The following is a 22192-nucleotide window of genomic DNA, read 5'->3' as shown; positions in this document are numbered from 1 at the left end:
GGGTCAGCGGGAGGAGCAGCTGTTGCCGCCGCTCTCCAGCTCGGGATCGGGATCGGTGCGGCCGGCGTTGGCCTCGATGACGGCCTCGTAGTTGGCGGGGCGCGGCGGCATCGCGCGCAGCAGCTCGTCGGCGAACGCCTCGGGGTCCGCCAGCGCCAGCTCGGGCACCGCGGCGCGGACCGCGTCGAGCGTCGGCGCGACCGCGCCCGCGCGCAGGCCGGGGTGGGCGTGACCGCCGAGCAGGATCGCGTCGCCGGGCAGCGAGAGGATCTGGTGGCGCAGGGTCGCGTGCAGCGTGCGCGCCATCGCGCGGGACCGCTCGAGGTCGCCGACCTCGAGGTCGGGACGGGCGATGCCGTCGGCGAACAGCGAGTCGCCGGAGAGAATCGCGCGGTCGCCGACGAGCAGGCCGGTCATGTCGGTCGTGTGGCCGGGCAGGGCGACGACGCGGAGGTCGTGGGCCCCGAGCGTGAGCGTCTCCCCGTCGGCGACGGTGGCGTCGGGCGTGAACGCGACGCCGCGGTCGACCGTGGCGGCCGGGACGACGTGACGGGCGTCGGCCGCGGCGGCGAGCGCGCGGGCCCCGGAGAGGTGGTCGGCGTGCAGGTGCGTGTCGAGCACGCCGACGATCCGCGCGCCGTGCTCGGCGGCGAGCGCGACGTACGCGTCGGGGTGCGGGGCCGGGTCGACGACGAGCGCCTCCCCGTCGGCGACCAGGACGTAGGAGAGGCAGCCACGACCGGGGCGCTGGACCTGCAGGACGGTGAGGCCGTCGACGCCGACGTCGACGCGGTGGGGCAGCAGCAGGCCGATCCAGGCGCGCAGCCCGCCGTCGAGGACCCGGAGGTCCTTCTCCGGGAGCGCCTGCGCGACGGCGGTCGCCATGCGGCCGCGGGTGCAGACGAGCACGCTGCCGGCGGGGACCTGGTCCGCGGCGGCGTGCGGGGGGTCCAGCACGCCGACGGCAGGGACGTTCACGGTCGTGACGCCGTCCCCGTCGAGCGTCCAGCCGGCGGCGTCGGCGGCCGGGCGCACGTCGACGAGGGCGGGGCGGTCGCCGGACAGCAGCTCGGCGGCGAGGGTCTCGGGGTCCACGGTTCGCACCATAGACCGCAAGCTACTCCACTACTGTGTAGTTGTCAAATGGTGGAGTGGAGCGGTCTACCAGTCGGCGACCCGGTAGTCCTTGAGGAACACGCCGAAGAGGTCCTCCCCCGCCTCCCCGCGCACGATCGGGTCGTACACGCGGGCCGCGCCGTCCACGAGGTCCAGCGGCGCGTGGAAGCCCGCCTCCGCCAACCGCGCCTTCGTCGGGTGCGGGCGCTCGTCGGTGATCCAGCCGGTGTCGACCGCGGTCATCAGGATCCCGTCGGTCTGGAACATCTCCTGCGCGCTCGTGCGCGTGAGCATGTTCAGCGCGGCCTTCGCCATGTTGGTGTGCGGGTGCCCCGGCCCCTTGTAGCCGCGCGCGAACTGCCCCTCCATCGCGGACACGTTGACCACGTACGTGCGGCGCGCCGTCGACGCCGCCAGCGTCGCGCGCAGGCGGCCGATGAGGATGAACGGCGCCGTCGCGTTGCAGAGCTGGACCTCGAGCATCTCGATCGGGTCGACCTGGTCGACCGCGTCGATCCAGCTGTTCGTGTCGTCGAGATCCGGGATCAGGCCGCCCGCGTCGACCGCGCGACCGGCGGCGATCCGCTCCAGCGATGCGCTCCCGGCGGTCAGCGCCATCGACGCCACGACGTCCGGCGTCGGGGACCAGTGCGGGGTCGAGATCGCCGGCCGGGAGGTCTGCGCGTCCGCGTCGGGCGAGCGGCCGAGCTGGACGATCTCGGGCAGCGGCCCGCCCGGCAGCGGCTCGCGCTCCCCCGCCGCGACGAGCGCGTAGGCCTGCGGGCGGCGCTTGACCGTCTGCGCGGCGTTGTTGATCAGGACGTCGAGCGGACCGCGCGCGGCGACCTCGTCGGCGAGCGCCACGACCTGCGCCGGGTCACGCAGATCCACGCCGACGACGTGCAGCCGCGTCAGCCACTCCTCGCTGTCGGCCAGCTGCGCGAAGCGGCGCGCGGCGTCCCGCGGGAAGCGCGTGGTGATCGTGAGGTCCGCGCCGTCGCGCAGCAGCCGCAGCGCGATGTGCATGCCGATCTTCGCGCGCCCGCCGGTGAGCAGCGCGCGCCGGCCGCGCAGGTCGGTGTGCTGGTCGCGACGCTCGTGGTTGAACGCCGCGCAGGACGGACAGAGCTGGTGGTAGAACGCGTCGACCTCGTGGAAGCGCTCCTTGCAGACGTAGCAGGCGCGCGCCTTGATCAGGCGGCCGGCCGAGCCGTTGCCCGCCCGCGATGCGAGCGGCAGGCCCTCGGTCTCGTCGTCGATCCGGTCGGGCGCGGCGGTCGCCGTCGCCGCGGTCACCGCGTCGTCGTTGGCCTTCACCGCGGCGCGGCGCTCCGCGCGGCGGCGGTCCTTGGCCGCCTTGAACAGCGCGGCGGTCGCGCGCTGCAACGCGATCGAGTCGGGGTGCTGCGGCGACAGCGACTGCGCGTCGGCGAGCACGCGCAGCGCGTGCTGGAGGTCCTGCGGGTCGATGCCGTCGGGCGCCGTCATGGCGCCCGGATGGTACGGGTGGTCAGCTGCGCGGCGCGGTGAGGCGGCGGGCGGCGCGGCCCTCGCACGCGACGCACAGGACGCTGTCCGGCGCCGTGTCGATCCGGGTCGCGGCGATCGCGCGGCCACAGTCGTCACAGGTCCCGTAGGTGCCCTCGTCGAGCTTCTGCAGTGCGCGCTCCACGCGGTCGAGGGCCTCCGCCTCGACGGCGCGGACGAAGCGGCCGCGACGGGCCAGGAGCTGGTCGTGGGCGTCGAGGAGCAGGACCCGGGCGGCCCCGACGTCGAGCGTCGATGGTGAAGCCATGTCCGACGGCTACCCGGACGCGGCCACGACCACGCCCGCGACGATCCGCGCGCACCGCTCCACGCAGTCCCAGTCGACGCGGTCGGGCGTGTCGGTCGGCAGGTGGTACTCGGTGTAGTGGCCGCGGTCCCCGACGCTCAGCAGCGTCGTCGACGGGATGCCGCGGTGCTGGGTGAGGACCGGGTCGGTCCAGGCGCCGATCCGCCAGCGCGCGGGCGGGTCCTCCCCGGCCGCGCGGGCGCCCGCCTGCACGAGCGCAACGGCCTCCGGATCGAAGCGGTGGGTGCGCATCGCCCCCTCGGCCGCGGCGACGATCGGGGTCCCGCCTCCGAGCGTGTCGACGCCGACGACCGTGACCGGCCCCGCCGCCAGCGCCGCCGCGAGGACCGGCCCGTCGGCGAAGGCCCGCATGCCGCCCATCCCGGCCTCCTCGCCGCCGGGGAGGACGAGCACGACGTCGACGCCCACGGGCGGCGCGGCGGCGAGCGCGCGGGCGAGGCCGAGCAGGACCGCGACGCCCGTCGCGTTGTCGGACGCCCCGGGCACGGTCGCGCCGCGGGCGACGCTGACGAGCCCCGCGAGGCCGACCCCGATCGTCGCCAGCGCGCCGGTCCGCAGCGCGCGGCCGGCCCGCGGCGCTGCCCGCTCGACGGCGCTGCCCGCCGCACCGGCGAGGAACGCGCCCGTGAGCGCGCCCATCACGGGGGACATCCGCCGCGTGCGCCGGGCCAGACCCGCGCCCGCGTTGGCGAAGGCCGGGCGCCAGACCCAGCCGGTCGGCGCCGCGTCGAGGTGCGCGACGAGGACGAGCGTGCGGCGCACCTCGCCGGTTCCCGGGATGCGCACGACGACGTTCGCGCCCTCCCCGGACGGCAGGACGCGGCGGACCCACTGGTCGCGGCCGCTCGTCTCGCGCTCGTAGGAGCGCAGGACCGCGAGCGTGAGGGCCGCCCCGAGCAGGCCGCCGCGGCCGATCGCGGCGAGCCCGGCGGCGTCGTGCAGCGCGTGCGCGAGCGCGTACCCGCGCGGCGAGCGGTAGGGCTGCACGACCGGGCGCAGGCCGGCGTCGCGCAGCTGCCCGGCCACCCACGCGGCGGCCCGGCGCTCCCCCTCCCCCGCGCTGGACCGGACGATCCGGCAGAGCGCCTCGACGTCCTCGCGCAGGCGATCCTCGGCAGCGGTCACGGGCGGATCGTAGGCTGAGTCGCACCATGACCCATGACGTCCTCGTCGTCGGCGCCGGGATCGCCGGCCTCACCGCGGCGGACGCGCTGCACCGCGCGGGCCGTGACGTCGTCGTGCTCGAGGCGCGCGACCGCGTCGGCGGACGGCTCCTGAACCACGACCTCGACCACGGGGGCACGGTCGAGGTCGGCGGCCAGTGGATCGGGCCGACGCAGCACCGTGCCGTCGCGCTCGCGCAGCGGCTCGGCCTGCGCACCTACCCGACGCACGCGACCGGGCTGAACCTCGTCGAGCACCACCGCGGCGTCTCGCGCTACCGGGGCGACATCCCGCGGCTGAACCCGGCGGTCCTCGTCGACGTCGGGCAGGCGCAGCTGCGGCTCGAGGCGATGGCCCGCCAGGTGCCGACGGACGCGCCGTGGGCCGCGCGCCGTGCCGCGCGCTGGGACGCCCGCACGTTCGAGGACTGGATCGTGCGGTCGCTGCGGACCGAGGTCGGCCGCGAGCTGCTGCGGCTCTCGTGCGCGGCGGTCTGGGCGTGCGAGCCCCGGGACGTGTCGCTGCTGCACGTCCTCTTCTACATGCACGCGGCGGGTGGCTTCGACCTCCTCCTCGGGACCCGGGGCGGCGCGCAGCAGGACCGGATCGTCGGCGGGTCGCAGCGGCTCGCGCTCGACCTCGCCGCGACGCTCCCCGACGGGATGGTGCAGCTGGGGCAGCCGGTCCGCTCGATCACGACCCGGGGCGAGGAGGTGGTGGTCCGCGGCGAGGCCGGCGAGCACCGTGCCCGCCGCGTGATCGTCGCGCTCGCCCCCGCGCTCGCCGCCCGGATCAGCTACGCGCCCGCGCTCCCGGCCGCGCGCGACCAGCTCACCCAGCGGGTGCCCAACGGCTCCGTGATCAAGACGATGTCCGTCTACGAGGAGCCGTTCTGGCGGGCGGACGGGCTGTCGGGACAGGCGATCAGCCTGCGCGGCCCGGGCAAGGTCGTGTTCGACAACTCGCCGCACGGCACCGGGATCGGCGTGCTGCTCGTGTTCCTCGAGGGCGCGGAGGCGCGGGCGTTCTCGGGACGGTCGACCGACGAGCGGCGCCGCGCGGTCACCGGCACGCTCGCGCGGCTGTTCGGCGAGCGGGCCGCCCGGCCGGTGGAGTACGTCGACCGGGACTGGTCGGCGGAGGAGTGGACCCGCGGCTGCTACGCGGGCTTCTTCACCCCCGGCACGTGGACGGCGTTCGGCCGCGCGGTGCGCGCCCCGACCGGCCGGCTGCACTGGGCGGGCACGGAGACCGCGACGACCTGGAACGGCTACATCGACGGGGCGATCCAGTCCGGCGAGCGGGCGGCGGGCGAGGCGCTCGCCGCGCTGGCGCTCACGCGAACGTGAGCATCAGGAGCAGCAGCAGCCCGAGGAAGCACACCGCCGCGACCGAGCCGAGGATCCGCACGGCCCAGACGTCGAACGCCGTGACCGGGCGGGCGCTCAGCCGGTCGACGTGATGGACGTCCGCCGCGAGGTCCTTCGCGGCGGGGAGCGCGACGACGCCGAGCGGCTCGTCCGGGTCGTCGGCGGGTGCCACGAGCGTCGGGTCGTCGTCGGGCGCGGTCGGGGTCGGGGTCGGGTCGGCGTGCGCGCGGCGCCGGTCGGCGGGCAGCTGCGTGTCGTCGTCCCCGTCGTCGCGGGGGACGAGCCGCTCGGGAGCGGGCTCCGCGCGGGCGGCTGGCCGCTGCGCGGCGGGCGCCGGGTCCTCGGCCTCCGCGCGCCGGTCGCGTGTCGCGACCGGGAGCGCGGCGTGGTCGGCGGTGTCGCCGGTGCGCGCGCGGCGCTCCAGCGCGCGGAAGGCGATCAGGGTCTCGTCGCGCGCCTCGCGCGCGTGCTCGGCACGACGGAGCGCCTCGTCGCGCTCGCGCTCCACGGCGGTGAGCGCGGCGCGCAGCTCGTCGCGCTCCCGGACCAGCCGGGCGGACTCCTCCTGGACGCTGCGCACGTGGCGGCTCTGCTGCTCCGCCCAGCCCTCGGAGCGCCGGCCGTCGGCGCGCGCGTCGTCCCGTTCGAGCTCCACGCGGTGGCGCTGCTCCTGCGCGGTGCGGAGCGCGTCCTCGGCCGCGAACCGTCGCTCGCGCGCCTCGTCGAGGTCCTCCCGCAGGCGGCTCGCGGTCGCGCGCGCCTCCTCCCGGTCGCGCTCGGCGCCGGCGAGCCGCGCCCGCAGCCGATCGAGCTCCGGGGCCGCCCCCGGTGCCTCCATGGCGGGCGCGGGCCGGTCCGCGGAGGCGGACCGCTGGCCGGATCCGCGGTCACGCCGGTCGGCGCCCACGGGCTCGGGCCGGTCGGGACGCACGGCGTTGCGCTCGTCCGCGGGCGCGGGCCGGTCAGAACGCGCGGACAGGTCGACATCCGCCGACGGGGCGGCGGGCGCAGGCCGGTCGGCGCGCGCGGGCAGGTCGGCACGCGCGGGCGGCGTGCCGCGGTGAGCAGGGGCGGGCGCCGGCGGCGCGGACCGCGACGCCTCGGGGGCGAGCGGGACGGTCACCGCCGGCGTCACCGCCAGCGCGGCGTCGCCCGGCTCGATCGCCGGCCCCTCCCAGGGGAACGCCGCGGTCCAGGGGGCGCCCTCGTCGGGCGCCCAGGGCTTGTGCTCCAGCGAGGCGAGCACCTCACGATCGCCGACGAGCAGCGTGGGGCGCACGAACCGCATGCCGCGCGTGCCGCTCCACCGTCCCCGGACGACGACCCGGTCGTGCTCGGAGCGCAGCTCGTGCAGCTCGAACGAGGCGACGGGTGTCGGCGTGCGGAGATCGCTCATCCGTCGCGGTCTACCCGCCGGACGCCGAACTCAGGCGCCTGCGGCCGCGGCGCCGAGTGGACACCAGGTCCTTCGCGGAAGGATCTGGCGTCCACTCGACCCTGGGAGAGCCGCCCGGCCGCTACTCCCGCTCGACGGCGGTGGAGAGCTGCGGGACGAGCTCGTCGAGGAGGTAGGGGATCGAGAGGACGCTGATGAAGGACGCGGCCTGGCCGAGCGTGGTGGTCTCGTCGAGGAAGACCTCACGGCCCTTCTGGCGGACGGGCAGCCGCCGGTAGGTCGGGCGGTCGCGGATGACCTGGCGGTCCTTGTCGGACGCGACGAGCCAGGTGATCGCGTCGACGTCGAGGAGGTCGGCGCGCTCCTCGCTGAGGTCGCGGCCGAACTCGGTGCCGACGTACTCCTGCAGGCCGTCCGGCAGCGAGAACCCGAGCGTGGTGAGCAGCCGCCCGCGCGGGTCCTGGGGGCCGTACACGTACGGCTTGCCCTCGAAGTAGGTGGCGACGAGCCCGCGCCTACCGGCGAACTCGGGGTGGGCGGCCTTGGCGTCGGCGAGCTGCTGCTCGACGCCGTCGACGAGCTCGGCGGCCTGCGCCGGGCGGCCGACGGCACGGCCGACGATCGTCGTGACGTCCTGCCAGGGGATGCCGTAGGGGACGTACTGCTTCGGCGCGACGACGACCGGGGCGATCCGCGACAGCTTGTCGTAGTCGGTCTTCTTCAGGTCCGCGTAGAGGGCCAGGATGAGATCGGGGCGCAGCGCGGCGATCTTCTCGAACTGGACCGCGCCGGTCGGGGACTTCAGGACCGTCGGGTCGGGGGCGTCGCCCTGCTCGTCCTTCGCCCAGGGGAAGATCGCGCCGGGCCGGTCACCGAACCACTCGGTGGTGGCGACCGGGGTGATGCCGAGCGCGAGCAGGGCGTCCTGCTCGACGAGCCCGACGGTGACGATCCGCTCGGGGGCGCGTTCGATCTCGGTCGAGCCGTAGCGGTGGGTGATCGTGACGGGGAAGGCCGCGCCGGCGGCGGTGCTGACCGTGCCCGCCCCGGTGGCCGACGACGGGTCGTCGTCACCGCACCCGGCGAGGACGAGGAGGGCCAGCGCGAGGCCGGCGAGGAGGGAGAGGACCTTTGACATGGTCGCCACGCTAGCATCGTTAGGGCACCCTTATCCGTGTCCTCTGTCGCAGCCACCCCTCCGGCCGAACGCCGGCTCCCCCGCATCACGCGTCCCGCCGGACTGCTGCTCGGCGTCGCCGTCCTCGTGCTGCTCGTCGGCCTCTCGGCGGCGGTCGGCACCCGCTCGATCCCGCTCGGCGAGGTCCTCGACCACCTCCGTGCCGACGACGGCTCGCAGGACGCGGCGGTCGTCCGCGACCTGCGGATCCCGCGGACCCTCGTGGGCATCGCGGTCGGCGTCGCCCTCGGCCTCTCCGGCGCGCTGATGCAGGCGATCACGCGCAACCCGCTCGCCGACCCGGGCATCCTCGGCGTGCAGGCCGGGGCCTCCGCGGCGGTCGTCGTCGCCATCGGCTTCCTCGGCGTCAGCGACCCCTCCGGCTACGTGTGGTTCGCCTTCGCCGGTGCCGCGCTCGCGTCGGTCGCGGTCTACGCGCTCGGCTCGATGGGCCGCGGTGGCGCCACCCCGGTCCGGCTCGCGCTCGCCGGGACCGCGACGTACGCGGCGCTCAGCGCGTTCATCGAGGGCGTCACGCTGCTCGACCCCGTCGCGTTCGACGACTTCCGCTTCTGGCGCGTCGGCTCGCTCGCGGGCCGGGACCTCGACGTGCTGGCGCAGGTCGGGCCGTTCCTGCTCGCCGGGACGCTGCTCGCGCTCGGGCTCGCCCGGTCGCTCAACGCGATCGCGCTGGGCGACGAGACCGGACGCGCGCTCGGCGCCAACCTCGGCCGCACGCGGATCCTCGCCGCGGTCGCGATCACGCTCCTGTGCGGCGCCGCGACCGCCGCCGCCGGGCCGATCGCGTTCGTCGGCCTGACGATCCCGCACGTCGCGCGCGCGATCACCGGCCCCGACCAGCGCTGGGTGTTCCCGTACTGCGTGCTGCTCGGCCCGATCCTCATCCTCGCCGCCGACGTCCTCGGACGCGTCGTCGTGCGCCCCGGGGAGCTGCAGGTCGGGATCGTCACCGCGCTCGTCGGCGCGCCCGTGTTCATCGCGCTCGTGCGCCGCACCCGGATCGCGCAGCTGTGAGCGCGATCGTCCTGCGCGCCGCCGGCGGCCGCGTCTCGCTGCGGCTGCACCGCCGTCCGATCCTCGTCGGGGCGGCCCTCGCGCTGCTGACGTTCGCGACGGTCGTGCTGGCGCTCACCACGGGGGACTTCCCGCTGTCCGTCGGCCAGGTCCTCGCCGTGCTCGTCGGCCGCGGCGATCCCGGGGACGCGTTCATCGTCGAGACGCTGCGCCTGCCGCGCGTCCTCACGGCGGTGCTGGTCGGCGCCGCGTTCGGCGTCGCGGGCGCGATCTTCCAGTCGATCACCCGCAACCCGCTCGGGAGCCCGGACGTCATCGGCTTCACCGCCGGCTCGGCGAGCGGTGCGCTGCTCGTCATCCTCACGACGAGCGGCGGCGCGGTCGCGATCGCGCTCGGCTCCGTCGCGGGCGGCGTCGTCACCGCGGCGGTCGTGTACCTGCTCGCGTTCCGCGGCGGCGTGCAGGGCTACCGGCTGGTGCTCGTCGGCATCGGGATCGGCTACGCGCTCTACTCGCTCAACGACTACCTGATCACCCGCGCCACCCGCGAGGACGCGCTGGAGGCGTCGCACTGGCTCGTCGGCAGCCTCAACGGGCGCGGCTGGGAGCACGTCTGGCCGGTCGCGGCCGCGCTCGCGGTGCTGCTGCCGCTGGCGCTGCTGCTGTCCCGCTCGATGCAGCTGCTCGAGCTCGGGGACGACGCCGCCAGCGCGCTGGGGGTCGGGGTGCAGCGCGCGCGGCTGGCGCTCGCCGCGCTCGCCGTGGCGCTGACCGCCGTGGGGACCGCGTCGACCGGGCCGGTGCTGTTCGTCGCGCTCGCCGCCCCGCAGATCGCCCGGCGCCTGACGCGTGCCGCCGTCCCCGGCCTCGGCACGAGCGCCCTGACCGGCGCGACGCTCATGGCCGCCGGCGACTTCGCCGCCCAGCGGCTGCTCGACCAGGACCTGCCCGTGGGCGTCGTCACCGGCCTCGTCGGCGGCGTCTTCCTCGCATGGCTGCTGACCCAGGAGTGGAGAACCCGATGAGCCCCCGCCTCACCGCCACCGACCTCGAGCTCGCCTACGACCGGCGGATCGTCGCGCGCGACCTCGACCTCGCGATCGCCGACGGCTCCTTCACCGTGATCGTCGGCCCGAACGCGTGCGGCAAGAGCACGCTGCTGCGCGCGCTCGCGCGGATGCTGCGCCCCCGCACCGGGACGGTCCTGCTCGACGGGCGCGACATCGGCGCGCAGCCGTCGCGGGCGGTCGCGCGCGAGCTCGGCCTGCTGCCGCAGAGCGCGATCGCCCCGGACGGGATCACGGTCGCGGACCTCGTCGCCCGGGGCCGCTATCCCCATCAGCGGCTGCTGCGGCAGTGGTCGGTCGCCGACGAGCAGGCGGTCGCCACGGCGATGGACGCCACCGGCGTGACGGACCTCGCCGACCGGATCGTCGACGAGCTCTCCGGCGGTCAGCGCCAGCGGGTCTGGCTGGCGATGGCGCTCGCGCAGGACACGCCGATCCTGCTGCTCGACGAGCCGACGACGTTCCTGGACATCGCCCACCAGGTCGAGGTGCTCGACCTCTGCGCCGAGCTGCACGAGCGCGGCCGCACGCTGGTGGCGGTCCTGCACGACCTCAACCACGCCTGCCGCTACGCGACGCATCTCGTCGCGATGCGCGAGGGGGCGATCGTCGCGCAGGGCGATCCGCGCATGATCGTGGACGCCGGCCTCGTCGAGCGCGTCTTCGGTCTGCGCTGCCGGGTGATCGAGGACCCGGAGACCGGCGCCCCGCTCGTCATCCCGGCGGCGCGCACGGCGGTCGCGCAGGAGCTGCCCGCATGACCCGGCCGTTCCCGCTGCACGCCGGCATCGCCACGGTCGTGGCGCGACGCGCGCTCACGCCGCGGATGCTGCGCCTGACGCTCGCCGCGGACGCGTTCGGCGATCCCGGGATCGAGCAGCCCGGGGAGATCGTCACGCTCGGATTCGCCGGTCCCGGGGAGGAGCTCGTGCTCCCGCGCGAGGGCTGGCGCTTCCCGCCCGGCGGCCCCGAGCAGCACTGGCGCAACTTCACCGTCCGCCGCAGCGCCCCGGCGGACGCGACCATCGACGTCGACGTGTTCCTGCACGGCCCCGCGGGGATCGCGGCGCGCTGGGCGCTCCACGCCCGTCCGGGTGACAGGGTCGGCCACGCCGGACCGCGCACCCACTGGGAGCCGGTCGCCGACGCCGGTTGGAGCCTGCTGGCCGCGGACGAGACCGGGCTGCCCGCCCTGCAGGCGATCGTCGAGCAGCTGCCGGCCGGCCACCGGACGATCGCGCTCGTCGAGGTCCAGGACGAGGCGGAGCGGGCCCCGGTGGACAGCGCCGCGGACGTGGACTGGCACTGGTGCGTGCGCGGGGACGCCGCGCCGGGGACGTCGACGGTGGTGATCGACACGCTGCGGACGCTGGAGCTGCCGACGACCCGCGGGCAGTGCTGGGGCGGCGGCGAGGCGCTCGTCATGCGCGACGTGCGACGGCACGTCGCCGCCCACCTGCCAGCGTGCGCCGGCGCGGTCCAGGTGCTCGGCTACTGGAAGCACCGCGCGACCCCGGAGAGCGTCGACTACACCTGAACGCGGTGCGGCAGTGGCACGAAGGTGCGACAGCCGGTACATTCGCGCCCGTCCAGGGGCCGCGGTCAGCGGTTCACTCGTCCTCAGGAGTCCTCATGCCCGCAGGTTCCCGGGCCGCGCGCGCCACAGCCGCGTCCGTTGCCGTCGGTCTGCTCGCGGTCGCCACCGTCGCACCGTCGGCCGCCGTCGCCCAGAAGGCCAAGCCCGCCTCGTTCGTCCTCGCCGCCCCCGCACCCGGCGACGTCTCCTACGGCGTCGTGCAGGTGCGCCGTACGAGCACGAAGGTGCCGCGATCCCGGCCGGGCGCCACGCGCGCCGTCGGGCAGACCGTCGGGACCCTCGGCATCGACATCCGCTCGAGCGCCTGGAAGCGGCTGCGGCGCACCACCAAGGTCTATGTCGCGACCGCGCCCGTCCAGGGCCAGGGCAGCGCCGCCGTCCGCAACGTCCTCGTGTTCCTCGTCCGCAAGAAGACGAAGGCCACGACGCCGAAGACCGCCTCGTTCACCGTGAAGGTCACCAACGCGACCGCCAACCGGTCGTTCTGGGTGCGGTCCGTGTCGGCGAAGACCGGGCGGGCGACCACGTTCACCGTGCGCAACGCGCTCACGACCGCGCTGGGCAACTGGAGCGGCTACCTCAAGGTCCTCGGCGCCCGCAACGCGCTGCGGGCGGCGCACCGTCCCATCGACGTGCACGGGCGCTTCCGGCAGGCCCCGCCGCAGACCGCGGGCACCATCTCCACGGGTGGCGCGAAGATGAACGCGCGGACGCGCACGATGTACGAGCTGATCTTCGGCACGCTCGGCGAGCCGCTCTCCTACCAGGCGGCGAAGAAGAGCCCGGCGGTCGTCGACTTCATCCGCGCCGAGCTCGGCAACGCGGCGGTCGCCACGCGCTGGGCGGACGTCGCCAAGCGGCTGCCGCTGCAGGTGCCCGACACGTACGCCGCCGCGGCGAGGACCGAGGCGCAGTTCGTGCGGGTGCCGCGCACCCGGATCACCGCCCGCCAGGTCACGATCCGTGACCAGGTGAACTCCACCCAGCAGGCCGCGATCGAGGCGCCGCGGATCACCGCGCCGACGGTCCCGGGCACGCGCATCACCGTGCAGATCACCGGCAGCGGGAGCGGCGCCCTCGTGTCCGCGGGCGGGGAGATCTCGTGCCCGCCGGTCTGCTCGCACCTCTTCGTCACCGGTGACAGCGTGGACCTCGACGCCAAGCCGGCGGCGGGCTCGGAGATCGCGAGCTTCGAGGGCTGCACGAAGGGCAACCCGAACAAGGGCGAGACCTGCCGGGTCGGCCTGGTGACCGACCGGCCCGGGCCGTCGCTCATCGTCGCCGCGAACTTCCGGCCGAAGGTTCCGGCCACCGGGGGCGGCGGCGCGCCCGACGTGAGCGGCCTGCCGCCCGCGACGCTCGACCCGACCTTCGGTCTCGGGGGCGTCGAGTCGCTGCCCTTCAGTCAGGGCGGCATGCCGCGCAGCGCGTACGTCAACCGGATCGCGACCGGCCCGGACGGCAAGTTCGTGCTCATCGGCCTGCGCGAGCGCGGCAGCGCCTACGACTGGGCGACGGCGCGCTACACGGCCAACGGCGCGCTCGACACCTACGGCAGCGGCGGCACGGCGACCTTCATCGAGAGCGGGATCGACCTCGGGGGCCGCGACGCCGCCGTCGCGCCTTCGGGCCGGATCCTGCTGGTCGGCGAGACCACCGCGCTCGGCGACGTCCGCGTCTACGGGCTCACGCCCGCCGGCACGCCCGACGGGACGTTCGGCTCCAGCGGCCTCGCCTCGATCCCGGTCCCCGGGGCGTTGCGCGTGAGGGGGCAGGCCGTCGCGATCCAGCCCGACGGCCGGATCGTCGTGGCCGGCGACTACGCCGACGGCATCTCCTCGCGCGTGTTCGCCGCCCGCTTCACCGCGGACGGCACCCCGGACCCGACGTTCGACAACGGCGGCGACGGCCTCGTCACGCTCCCCGCGAACGCCTGCGACATCGCCGGGGGCGGCGGCAGCGGCTGCCAGATCACCGACATGGCCATGCAGACCGCGGGCGGCGCCCTCACCGGCCTGGTGCTCAGCGGGTTCACGATCGACAGCGCGCGTCCGGGGTACTCCGAGGGCGTCGTGCTGCGCCTCGCGCCGCAGTCGGGCGCGGGCGACGTGCAGGTCGACGCGCTCTGGGGTGACGCCGGGACCCCCGGCCGCCGCGTGCTCGACCCCGACCGGGTGGCGTCCGCGACCGCGATCGTCGGGGAGCCCGACGGCTCCCTCGTCCTCAGCGGTCGCACGAGCGCGAACCCGCGCCCGCAGTGCACGGTCGCGAAGATCACGCCGCAGGGCGGCGTCGACACGGCGTTCGGCGCCGGCGGCTCGATCACGCTCGCGCTCCCGGACGGCTGCGAGGCCCCGGGCCTCGCGCGCCGCGCCGCCGGCGGCTACGTCATCGCCGGGTCGGACTTCGCGCTCGACACGCACGCGGTGCTCGGTCGGGTGAGCGCGAGCGGTCAGCCGGACTCCGCGTTCGCCGCCGGCGGCGTGCGCACGGTGCCCTCGGCGGGCTCGCCCGGGTTCTTCAACGACGTCGTGGTCGTGGGCGACCGGATCGTGGCGGCGGGCGGCGCGTTCCCGTACCCGCACCGGTTCCAGATCGCCGGCTACACCGGCGGCTGAGCGGGGCGGGCGTCGACGTGACCGTCAGAGGGCGGTCACGTCGACCGTGACCTCGAGCTTCTTCGTCCGGCCCTCGGTGAAGATCACGCCGCTCACCGGGGGCAGGTCCTGGTAGTCGCGCCCGTACGCGGTGACGACGTAGCGGGACCCGACGACCTGGTCGTTCGTGGGGTCGAGGTCGAGCCAGCCGACCTCGGGCAGCAGGACGCTGAACCACGCGTGCGACACGTCGGCGCCGACGAGCTTCGGCTTGCCGGGCGGCGGGTCGGTCTCCAGGTAGCCGGACACGTAGCGGGCGGGCAGGCCCATCGCGCGCACGCACGCGATGCCGACGTGCGCGAAGTCCTGGCAGACGCCGCGCCGGTCGCGCAGCACCTCCTCCAGCGGGGTGGCGACGGTCGTCGCCTTCGCGTCGAAGGTGAAGTCGCGGTGGATGCGCGCGCACAGGTCGGTGGCCGCCTCCGCCATGTCACGGCCCGGCGGGAAGGACGGCTCCGCGTACGCGCGGGCCGCCTCGGACGCGGCCACCAGCGGCGAGTCGAGCGTGTAGTGGGCGGCCCACAGCGGGTCGGTCTCGCGCAGCGCGGCGGGGACCTCCTCCCACGGCCGGCGGCCGAGCAGCGGCAGGCCGGCGGGCCGGTCGTCGACCTCGACGACGCTCGTGGCCGTGACGGTGAGCGTCTTGTGCGGCCGGTGGATCGCGACGTACCCGACGCGGTTGCCGAAGAAGTCGACGTGCTCGCGGTAGTCCTCCGGCCGCGGGGACACGACGACCTCGCTCGAGACGCAGCGCTGTCCGGGCACGTCGCGTGGCAGCAGGTGCAGCTGCGAGTAGCTCGGGTTGACGACGGACGCGTACGTGTACTGCGTGCGGTGGACCACGCGGTAGCGGGTGCTCACGACAGCGTCCTCTGCGGCAGCCGGTGGACGAAGTGGTCGCGCTCCAGGGCGAGCGCCGCCTCCTCGAGCAGCCGCAGCTGCTCGTCCAGGAACGCGGACAGCGCCGGCCGATCGCCGTCGGCCCCGGACAGCGCGAGACCGCCGACGTCGGCGAGCTGCAGCGCGGTCGACGCCTCGAGCACGCGGCGCTGGTCCTCGCGCAGGCGGCCGCTGCCCGCGGGCAGCTCGGCGAGGTCCTCCGCCGCCCGGGCGAGCTGGTGGGCCAGCGAGCGGGGGTTGCCGTCGTCGAGCAGCAGCAGGTCGAGCAGCGTCGCGAGCTGCGCCTGCGAGCGGTAGCGGCGACGGTAGGTGATGAGCGACTCGCCGGCCGCCAGCACGCTCTCGAGCACGAGGCTGTCGGCCGCGGTGCCGCGGTCCGTCGTGACGGTGGCGCGCAGCAGCGCGAGCAGCTGCAGGGCGCGCTCGAGCCGTCGTCCGGCGTCCATGAAGCGCCAGCCGAGGTCGCGGACCATGCTCTCCTGCGCGAGGCCGGAGAACGCGAGCACCGACTGCATGACCTTGCCCAGCGCGGCCTGCACGGTCGCGGCGCGCGCCGCCCCGGAGATGCCGCCGATCGTGCGGTCGAGCGTGCCGACGACGAGGAACGTGTCGGTCGAGAGCTGGTCGCGCACCGCGTACGCGGCCCCGAGCATGCCGCGGATCGCGTGGCCGACCGTGCCCGGTCGGCGCTCGTCGATCACGAGGTCGCGCAGCTCCGTCCCGGGGCTCGCCAGCCGCTGGGACGCGCCGTCGCCGAGGAACCCGGGCTCGGTCGCGGTCACCCGCGTGACCGCCTGCAGCAGCGTGCGCAGCGCCTCCACCCCGGCGGGGTTGTCGCTGCCCTCGAACTCGGTGCGCCGGTCGTCGATGACGCGCAGCAGCCGCGTGACGGACTCGGCACGCTCGGCGTAGCGGCCGAGCCAGAAGAGGTTCTCGGCGACGCGCGAGGGCACCTGCGCCATCGGGTCGATGCCCTCGACGACCGGCCCGGTCTGCAGCCAGAAGCCGGTGAGGTGCTCGGGCTCGCTGGCCAGGACCCAGGTGTCCTTGGAGATCGCGCCCGCCTGGTTGCTGATGCGCCCGTCGCCGTCGTCGGGCGCGACGCGGGTGAGCCCCCCGGGCATCACCGCGTAGGAGTCGTTGCGCGCGACGGCGAAGGACCGCAGCAGGCTGCGGCGCGCGACGAGCCCGTCGTCGGTGAGCGTCGGCGTGCTCGAGGTGATGACGCGCTCCTGCCCGACCCACGCCCCGGGGCGTGCCTCGATGCGGGCGCGCAGCTCCTCGAGCTCGTGGTTGCTGAGCTCCCAGCCGAAGACGGTGGCGCTGCCGGCGCCGCGCGAGAGTGGCCGGACGACGAGCTCGTCGAGGCGCGCGAGCACCTCCGCGCGCCCGTCCTCGTCCCCGCACCACCAGCTCGGCACGGTCGGCAGGCGCAGCTCGCGTCCGAGCAGGTGGCGGCTGATGCGCGGCAGGTACGCGAGCAGCGCCGGGTTCTCCAGGGCGCTGGATCCGAGCGTGTTGACGACGCTGACGACGCCGCGGCGGCTGGCCTCGACCAGCCCGGGCACGCCGAGCAGCGAGTCGGCGCGCAGCTCCAGCGGGTCGCAGGAGTCGCCGTCGACGCGGCGCAGGATGACGTGCACGGGCTCGAGCCGCCCGAGCGAGCGCATCCACACGCCGTCGCGTCGCACGGTGAGGTCGGCGCCCTCGACGAGCGGGTAGCCGAGCGTCGAGGCGAGGATGCCGTGCTCGAACGCGGTCTCGTTCCACGGGCCCGGGGAGAGCACCACGATCCGCGGGTCGTCGACGCCGGGCGGGGCGGCCTCCTGCAGCGCGGTGCGCAGCTGACGGAAGAACGGGGCGAGGCGGTGGACGTGCGCGTCGCGGTACAGGGACGGCAGCACGCGCGAGACGACGAGCCGGTTCTCCAGCGCGTACCCGAAGCCGGACGGGGCCTGCGCGCGGTCGCTGACGACGACCCAGGCGCCGCTCGCGTCACGGCCGAGGTCGGCGGCGTAGGAGAAGAGCTGCTGGGTGCCGGGCAGGCGGATGCCGTCGCAGGCGCGCAGGAAGCCGTCGTGGCCGTACACGACCTCGGGCGGCACGATGCCGCGGCGCAGCAGGTCCCGCGCGCCGTAGAGGTCCTCGAGCACGAGGTTGAGCAGCTCGGCGCGCTCGATCAGGCCCGCCTCGAGCAGCAGCCACTCGCGGCTGGTCAGGACGGTGGGCAGCGGGTCGAGCAGCCACGCGTCGGAGCGCTGGTCCTCGTAGGCGTGGTAGACGACGCCGTCCTGGTCGAGCAGCCGGGCGGCCTCGGCGCGCCGGTCCAGCAGCGCCGCGGTCCCGAGGCCGCGCAGCGCCTCGGCCAGCGGCGTCCAGTGCTCGCGCGTCTCGCCCCGCGCGTCGACCATCTCGTCGTAGCACCCGTCCAGGGGCCGGTACGGCGCGTCGGTGGTGGCCGTGGGCGGGTTCACGAGGGGTCAGGAGCGCGGCCGGACGGGCTTCCGGCGGAGATCGAGCGTCCGAGGGTAGTCGGCGTCCCAGTCGGGGTCGAGCGCGTCGACGATCGTCCCGGGGCGCCCACCGGGCACGAAGCGGGACGCCCGGCGCGCCTCCGCCTCCTTCGCGCCACGGGGCACGCCGCCGTAGGCGCGCCCGTCGGGCTCGGTCACGTGGTAGGCGCAGCCGCCCAGGGAGCGGCGCGTGCGCCGGTCGACGAGCTCGAGCTCCAGCGGGGCGTGCACGCCGATCGTCGGGTGCAGCGCCGACCACAGGCTCCACGCCCGGTAGCGCACCCCGGCGACCTGCACGCCGGGCACGGCGGTCGGGTGCAGCGGCAGCGCGTGCCCGTTGCAGGTGACGAGGTGACGGTCGGGATCGAGGTGGTCGACGCGGACCTGCAGCCGCTCGAGCGAGGAGTCGACCATCCGGGCGGTGCCGCTGGTGGTCGCCTCCTCCCCGAGCACGTTCCACGGCTCGATCGCGCGGCGCAGCTCGATCCGGGTGCCGTCGAGCGTGACCTCGCCCAGGCGCGGGAAGCGGAAGTGCAGGAACGGGTCGAGCCAGTCGTCGTCGAAGGCGTAGCCGCTGTCGCGCAGGTCGGCGGCGACGGCGCGCAGGTCCTCCGCGGCCCACCAGGGCAGCAGGAAGCGGTCGTGCAGCTCGGTGCCCCAGCGGCGCAGCGGCGCGGTGAATGGGGTCTCCGCGAACCGCGCGATCAGCGTCCGGACGAGCAGCGCCTGCACGAGGCCCATGTCGACGTGCGGCGGCATCTCGAAGCCGCGGAGCTCCAGCACGCCGATGCGGCCGCTCTCGAGCGCGGGGTTGTGGAGCTTGTCGATGCAGAACTCGGCGCGGTGCGTGTTGCCCGTCAGGTCGGTGAGGATGTTGCGCAGCAGCCGGTCGACCTGCCAGGCGGGGGTCTCCCAGCCGTTCTCGCGCGCCTGCTCGCCGAGCCGCTCGAGCTCCGCGAACGCGATCTCCAGCTCGTAGAGCGCCTCGTGGCGGGCCTCGTCGATGCGCGGCGCCTGGCTCGTGGGGCCGACGAACCGGCCGGAGAACACGTAGGAGAGCGACGGGTGGATCTGCCAGTAGGTGATGAGGCTGCGCAGCAGGTCGGGACGGCGCAGGAACGGGCTCTCCGCGGGCGTGGCGCCGCCGACGGTGAGGTGGCTGCCGCCGCCCGTCCCGGTGTGGGTGCCGTCGAGCGCGAACTTCTCGGCGGCGAGCCCGGTCTCGCGGGCGGCGTCGACGATCGTGCGGGAGCGCTCGCACAGCTCGGGCCAGCTCGCGCTGGGGTGGATGTTGACCTCGATGACGCCGGGGTCGGGCGTGACGACGAAGCGGCCGGCACGCCGGTCCGACGGGGGCGCGTAGCCCTCGATGACGACGGGCACCCCGATCCCGGCGGCGGTGTCCTCGATCGCGCGCAGGAGCTCGAGCGCGTGCTCGAGCGCGGTGAGCGGCGGGAGGAACACGTGCAGGTGCCCGCTGGCGCGGACCTGGGCGGTGAGCGTCGTGATCGGAGGCGGTTCGACGAGCCGCGCGTCGGCGGCCGCGGGCGCGGCGGTGTCGGTGGGCGCTCCGGCGGCGACCGTCGGCGGCGCCGACCCGGGCTCGCCCGGGACCGCGTCGGCGGGGACGGGCAGCGGCGCGACCTCGGCGAACACGGACGGCTCGGGCACGAACTCCGGCGGCCGCCAGGTCAGGGCGTCGAGCGGCAGCCGCAGGCCGATCGGCGAGTCGCCCGGGGTGAGGAACAGCCGTCCGCGGCGCAGCGCCCAGCGGCCCGTCGACCACTCCTCGTCGCCCGGCGCCCGGTGCAGCGGGACCGCCCAGCCGACCGGGTCGCCGGTGCGCTTGTCGAGCTGCTCGATGAACGCGGCGCGCGCCACCGACGCGGCGAGCCGCAGGTCGGTCGGGTCCGGGGCGTCGAGCTCCGGCGGGTCGCCGCCGGGCAGGCGGGCCTCCCGCCACAGCTCGTCGATCGTGTCCTCGTAGGCGGGGTAGGCGGCCTCGACGGGCAGGCCCAGCCACGGCAGCAGGCCGCGGACGAAGTCCTCGGCGTCCTGGGCGGTCGCGGAGCCCTCGGTGGTCGGGTCGGCCTGCAGCGACCGGTCGCGCCAGACCGGCACGCCGTCGTGCCGCCAGTGCACGCCGATCTCCCAGCGCGGCAGCGGGTCGCTCGGGTACCACTTGCCCTGGCCGTAGCGCAGGAGCGCCCCCGGGGCGAAGGCGTCGGCGAGCCGGTGGGTGAGCTCGATCGCGCGCCCGTGCTTCGTCGGGCCGAGCGCGGCGATGTTCCACTCGGGGGCGTCGGGGTCGTCGACCGCGACGAACGTCGGCTCGCCGCCCATCGTCAGCGCGACCCCGCCCGCCTCCAGGCGCGCGTCGACCTCGTGGCCGAGGCGGTCGATGCGCTCCCACTGCTCGGGGGTGTACGGCGCGGTGACGTCCGGGTCCTCCTCGAGCCGCCGGACCGCGTTGGCGAAGGTCAGCGTGCCGGCGGCCTCGCTGGTGCCGCTGACCGGGGCGGCCGCCGCGGGGGTGGAGGTGCAGCAGAGCGGGATGTGGCCCTCGCCGGCGAGCAGTCCGGAGGTGGCGTCCAGGCCGATCCAGCCGGCGCCCGGGACGTACGCCTCGGCCCAGGCGTGCAGGTCGGTGCTGTCGTGTGCGGGCCCGTCGCCGTCGGTGCCCGCGAGCTGCACGAGGTACCCGGAGGCGAAGCGGGCCGCGACCCCGAGACGGCGCAGCAGCTGCACGAGCAGCCAGGCGCTGTCCCGGCACGAGCCCGCGGCGCGCTCGAACGTCTCGTCCGGGGTCTGGACGCCCTCCTCCAGGCGCGTCTCGTAGCGGACCTCCTGCGCGATCCGGGCGGTCAGGTCGACGAGCAGGTCGATCGTGCCGCGCTCCTGCCGCCCGTAGGCCGCGACCCACGCGTCGAGCGCGGGGCTCGGCTCGAGGACGAGGAACGGCCCGAGGTCGGTCGCGGTCGGCTCGCGGTAGGCGAACGGCCAGCGTGCGGCGTCCTCGTCGAGGTAGAAGTCGAACGGGTTGATCGTCGTGAGGTCGGCGACGAGCTCGACGGTGATCGACAGCTCGCGCACCGGCTCGGCGTGCACGAGCCGCGCGGTGTGGTTGCCGAACGGGTCCTGCTGCCAGACCACGCGGTGCGGGTCGGGCCCGACCGTCAGCGCGTAGCCGTCGATCGGGGTACGGCAGTGCGGCGCCGGACGGAGCCGGACGACGTGCGGTCCGAGCCGGACCGGACGGTCGAAGCGGTAGACCGTGCGGTGCTCGATGGCGACGCGGACGCTCACAGGAGCGGCGGACGATAGCTGTGCGCCCGCACCGGGTCACTCGACCGACGGTCGAGTCCCGGATCGCCGGGCCGCTCCCGTACCCTCCAGCGCGGATGCGCGCCCCGATGCTGCCGCCGTCACCGCGGCTGACGCCCCGCGAGCTCGTCGTGCTCGCCGTCGGCTCGGCGCTCCTGGCGGTCGCGATGTTCTGGCCGCTGGTGCTGCACCTCGGCAGCGACGTCCCGAAGGACCTCGGCGACCCGCTCTCGCAGGCCTGGCAGCTGGCCTGGGGCGGCCATGCGCTGGTGGAGCAGCCGGGCGCGTTCTTCCAGAGCAACCAGTTCTGGCCGGTGCGGGACACGCTGGCCCTGTCGGACGCCCTCGTCGGGTACGCGCCGCTCGCCGTTCCCGGGGACGGGGTCGAGGCGGCCCTGACGCGGTACGCGCTGCTGTTCCTGCTCGCGACCGCGCTCGCGTTCGCCGGGGCGTACCTGCTGGCGCGGGAGCTCGGCGCCCCGGTCGCGGGGGCGGTGGTCGCCGGCGCGGTCTTCGCCTACGCGCCGTGGCGGCTGGAGCAGGGCGGGCACCTGCACATCCTCTCCAGCGGTGGGATCCCGCTCGCCCTGATGCTGCTGCTGCGCGGCTACCGCGCGCGCCGGCCGCGCATGGTGGTGGCGGGGTGGGCGACCGTGGCGTGGCAGGTGTCGATCGGCTTCAGCCTCGGGCTGCCGTTCCTCGTCGTCCTCGCCGGCGGCGCGGCGGTGCTCGCGGCCGCCTGGTGGCGGACCGCCCCGGACGCCCGGCCGCGACCCGGCCGGGCGCTCGTGCGCGCGACCGCGCTCGGGGTCGCCCTCGTGCTCGTCGTCAGCGCGGTGATCGGGCGGCCGTACCTGCGGGTGCGCGACGGGGAGCCCGCGGCGCAGCGCAGCGCCGAGACGCTCGCCACCTACAGCGTCGGCCCGAAGCAGTTCCTCATCAGCTCGTCGCTGAACCCGCTGTGGGGTCCGGCGGGCGCGGGCGCCCGCGAGGACCTCCCCGCGGTCGCCGAGCAGACCCT

At 75.8% G+C, this 22192-nt stretch carries 15 protein-coding genes; 6 read left to right on the top strand and 9 right to left on the bottom strand.

The features are described from left to right. Window positions 1–3 precede the first annotated feature (3 nt). The 4 genes from C7Y72_RS08610 to C7Y72_RS08595 all read right to left on the bottom strand — a co-directional run bounded on the left by C7Y72_RS08610 (window position 4) and on the right by C7Y72_RS08595 (window position 4096). On the bottom strand, window positions 4–1095 hold the full coding sequence (locus tag C7Y72_RS08610) for an MBL fold metallo-hydrolase (RefSeq protein ID WP_158276729.1): 1092 nt from the start codon (window positions 1093–1095) through the stop codon (window positions 4–6). 66 nt (window positions 1096–1161) lie between these two features. Beyond that, entirely contained in the window at window positions 1162–2604 is a 1443-nt protein-coding gene (locus tag C7Y72_RS08605) for an SDR family NAD(P)-dependent oxidoreductase (RefSeq protein WP_107568350.1), read from the bottom strand. 22 nt (window positions 2605–2626) lie between these two features. Next, window positions 2627–2911, bottom strand: coding sequence for a TraR/DksA family transcriptional regulator (locus C7Y72_RS08600; protein ID WP_107568349.1), 285 nt, complete (start codon window positions 2909–2911; stop codon window positions 2627–2629). A gap of 9 nt (window positions 2912–2920) precedes the next feature. Then, window positions 2921–4096, bottom strand: coding sequence for a M20/M25/M40 family metallo-hydrolase (locus tag C7Y72_RS08595; protein ID WP_107568348.1), 1176 nt, complete (start codon window positions 4094–4096; stop codon window positions 2921–2923). A 26-nt stretch (window positions 4097–4122) separates the two neighbouring features. Here C7Y72_RS08595 and C7Y72_RS08590 point away from each other — a divergent pair, with 26 nt between their 5' ends. Then, window positions 4123–5484: a flavin monoamine oxidase family protein gene (locus tag C7Y72_RS08590; RefSeq protein WP_107568347.1), complete on the top strand. Its 1362-nt coding sequence runs from the start codon at window positions 4123–4125 to the stop codon at window positions 5482–5484. Here the strand turns inward: C7Y72_RS08590 and C7Y72_RS08585 are convergent. Together C7Y72_RS08585 and C7Y72_RS08580 are read right to left on the bottom strand one after the other, a co-directional pair. After that, window positions 5471–6901, bottom strand: a complete 1431-nt coding sequence (locus C7Y72_RS08585) for a hypothetical protein (RefSeq protein ID WP_107568346.1) — start codon at window positions 6899–6901, stop codon at window positions 5471–5473. The two genes, C7Y72_RS08590 and C7Y72_RS08585, sit on opposite strands and share 14 nt — an antisense overlap. A gap of 121 nt (window positions 6902–7022) precedes the next feature. After that, window positions 7023–8039 (bottom strand): iron-siderophore ABC transporter substrate-binding protein, encoded by a 1017-nt coding sequence (locus C7Y72_RS08580; RefSeq protein WP_107568345.1) that lies wholly within the window; start codon window positions 8037–8039, stop codon window positions 7023–7025. A 36-nt stretch (window positions 8040–8075) separates the two neighbouring features. Between C7Y72_RS08580 and C7Y72_RS08575 the strand changes: the two genes are divergently transcribed. The 5 genes from C7Y72_RS08575 to C7Y72_RS08555 all read left to right on the top strand — a co-directional run bounded on the left by C7Y72_RS08575 (window position 8076) and on the right by C7Y72_RS08555 (window position 14395). Next, window positions 8076–9113 (top strand): FecCD family ABC transporter permease, encoded by a 1038-nt coding sequence (locus C7Y72_RS08575; RefSeq protein ID WP_107568344.1) that lies wholly within the window; start codon window positions 8076–8078, stop codon window positions 9111–9113. Continuing rightward, complete coding sequence (locus C7Y72_RS08570; RefSeq protein ID WP_107568343.1) at window positions 9110–10138, top strand: FecCD family ABC transporter permease; 1029 nt, start codon at window positions 9110–9112, stop codon at window positions 10136–10138. Before C7Y72_RS08575 ends, C7Y72_RS08570 begins: the two co-directional genes overlap by 4 nt. Beyond that, a complete protein-coding gene (locus C7Y72_RS08565; protein WP_199223892.1) occupies window positions 10135–10941 on the top strand; it encodes an ABC transporter ATP-binding protein in 807 nt (268 codons plus the stop codon). Before C7Y72_RS08570 ends, C7Y72_RS08565 begins: the two co-directional genes overlap by 4 nt. Continuing rightward, the gene (locus C7Y72_RS08560) at window positions 10938–11717 is read left to right on the top strand and encodes a siderophore-interacting protein (protein WP_107568341.1); all 780 of its coding nucleotides are present in this window, start codon (window positions 10938–10940) and stop codon (window positions 11715–11717) included. Before C7Y72_RS08565 ends, C7Y72_RS08560 begins: the two co-directional genes overlap by 4 nt. A gap of 95 nt (window positions 11718–11812) precedes the next feature. Further along, the gene (locus C7Y72_RS08555) at window positions 11813–14395 is read left to right on the top strand and encodes an NHL repeat-containing protein (RefSeq protein ID WP_107568340.1); all 2583 of its coding nucleotides are present in this window, start codon (window positions 11813–11815) and stop codon (window positions 14393–14395) included. A 24-nt stretch (window positions 14396–14419) separates the two neighbouring features. On the opposite strand, the gene C7Y72_RS08550 is transcribed toward C7Y72_RS08555, so the two are convergent. From C7Y72_RS08550 to C7Y72_RS08540, 3 genes are read right to left on the bottom strand one after another with little or no spacing between them, the layout of a single operon-like run. Further along, the gene (locus tag C7Y72_RS08550; protein ID WP_107568339.1) at window positions 14420–15295 is read right to left on the bottom strand and encodes a transglutaminase family protein; all 876 of its coding nucleotides are present in this window, start codon (window positions 15293–15295) and stop codon (window positions 14420–14422) included. Beyond that, entirely contained in the window at window positions 15292–17808 is a 2517-nt protein-coding gene (locus C7Y72_RS08545) for a circularly permuted type 2 ATP-grasp protein (RefSeq protein WP_107568338.1), read from the bottom strand. The genes C7Y72_RS08550 and C7Y72_RS08545 overlap by 4 nt, the downstream gene beginning before the upstream one ends. 6 nt (window positions 17809–17814) lie before the next feature. Next, window positions 17815–21153, bottom strand: a complete 3339-nt coding sequence (locus tag C7Y72_RS08540; RefSeq protein WP_107568337.1) for a transglutaminase family protein — start codon at window positions 21151–21153, stop codon at window positions 17815–17817. Window positions 21154–22192: the final 1039 nt, after the last annotated feature.

Origin of the sequence: Paraconexibacter algicola, from assembly GCF_003044185.1 — a bacterium.
Taxonomy (GTDB): Bacteria; Actinomycetota; Thermoleophilia; order Solirubrobacterales; family Solirubrobacteraceae; genus Paraconexibacter; species Paraconexibacter algicola.
This window is presented reverse-complemented; position numbering and strand designations above follow the sequence as displayed.

What these genes read in the sequence shown, in the direction of transcription:
- C7Y72_RS08605 (WP_107568350.1), bottom strand. Translation starts at nt 2,604, where the DNA reads ATGACGGCGCCCGACGGCATCGACCCGCAGGACCTCCAGCACGCGCTG.
- C7Y72_RS08600 (WP_107568349.1), bottom strand. Translation starts at nt 2,911, where the DNA reads ATGGCTTCACCATCGACGCTCGACGTCGGGGCCGCCCGGGTCCTGCTC.
- C7Y72_RS08590 (WP_107568347.1), top strand. Translation starts at nt 4,123, where the DNA reads ATGACCCATGACGTCCTCGTCGTCGGCGCCGGGATCGCCGGCCTCACC.
- C7Y72_RS08585 (WP_107568346.1), bottom strand. Translation starts at nt 6,901, where the DNA reads ATGAGCGATCTCCGCACGCCGACACCCGTCGCCTCGTTCGAGCTGCAC.
- C7Y72_RS08580 (WP_107568345.1), bottom strand. Translation starts at nt 8,039, where the DNA reads ATGTCAAAGGTCCTCTCCCTCCTCGCCGGCCTCGCGCTGGCCCTCCTC.
- C7Y72_RS08565 (WP_199223892.1), top strand. Translation starts at nt 10,135, where the DNA reads ATGAGCCCCCGCCTCACCGCCACCGACCTCGAGCTCGCCTACGACCGG.
- C7Y72_RS08560 (WP_107568341.1), top strand. Translation starts at nt 10,938, where the DNA reads ATGACCCGGCCGTTCCCGCTGCACGCCGGCATCGCCACGGTCGTGGCG.
- C7Y72_RS08555 (WP_107568340.1), top strand. Translation starts at nt 11,813, where the DNA reads ATGCCCGCAGGTTCCCGGGCCGCGCGCGCCACAGCCGCGTCCGTTGCC.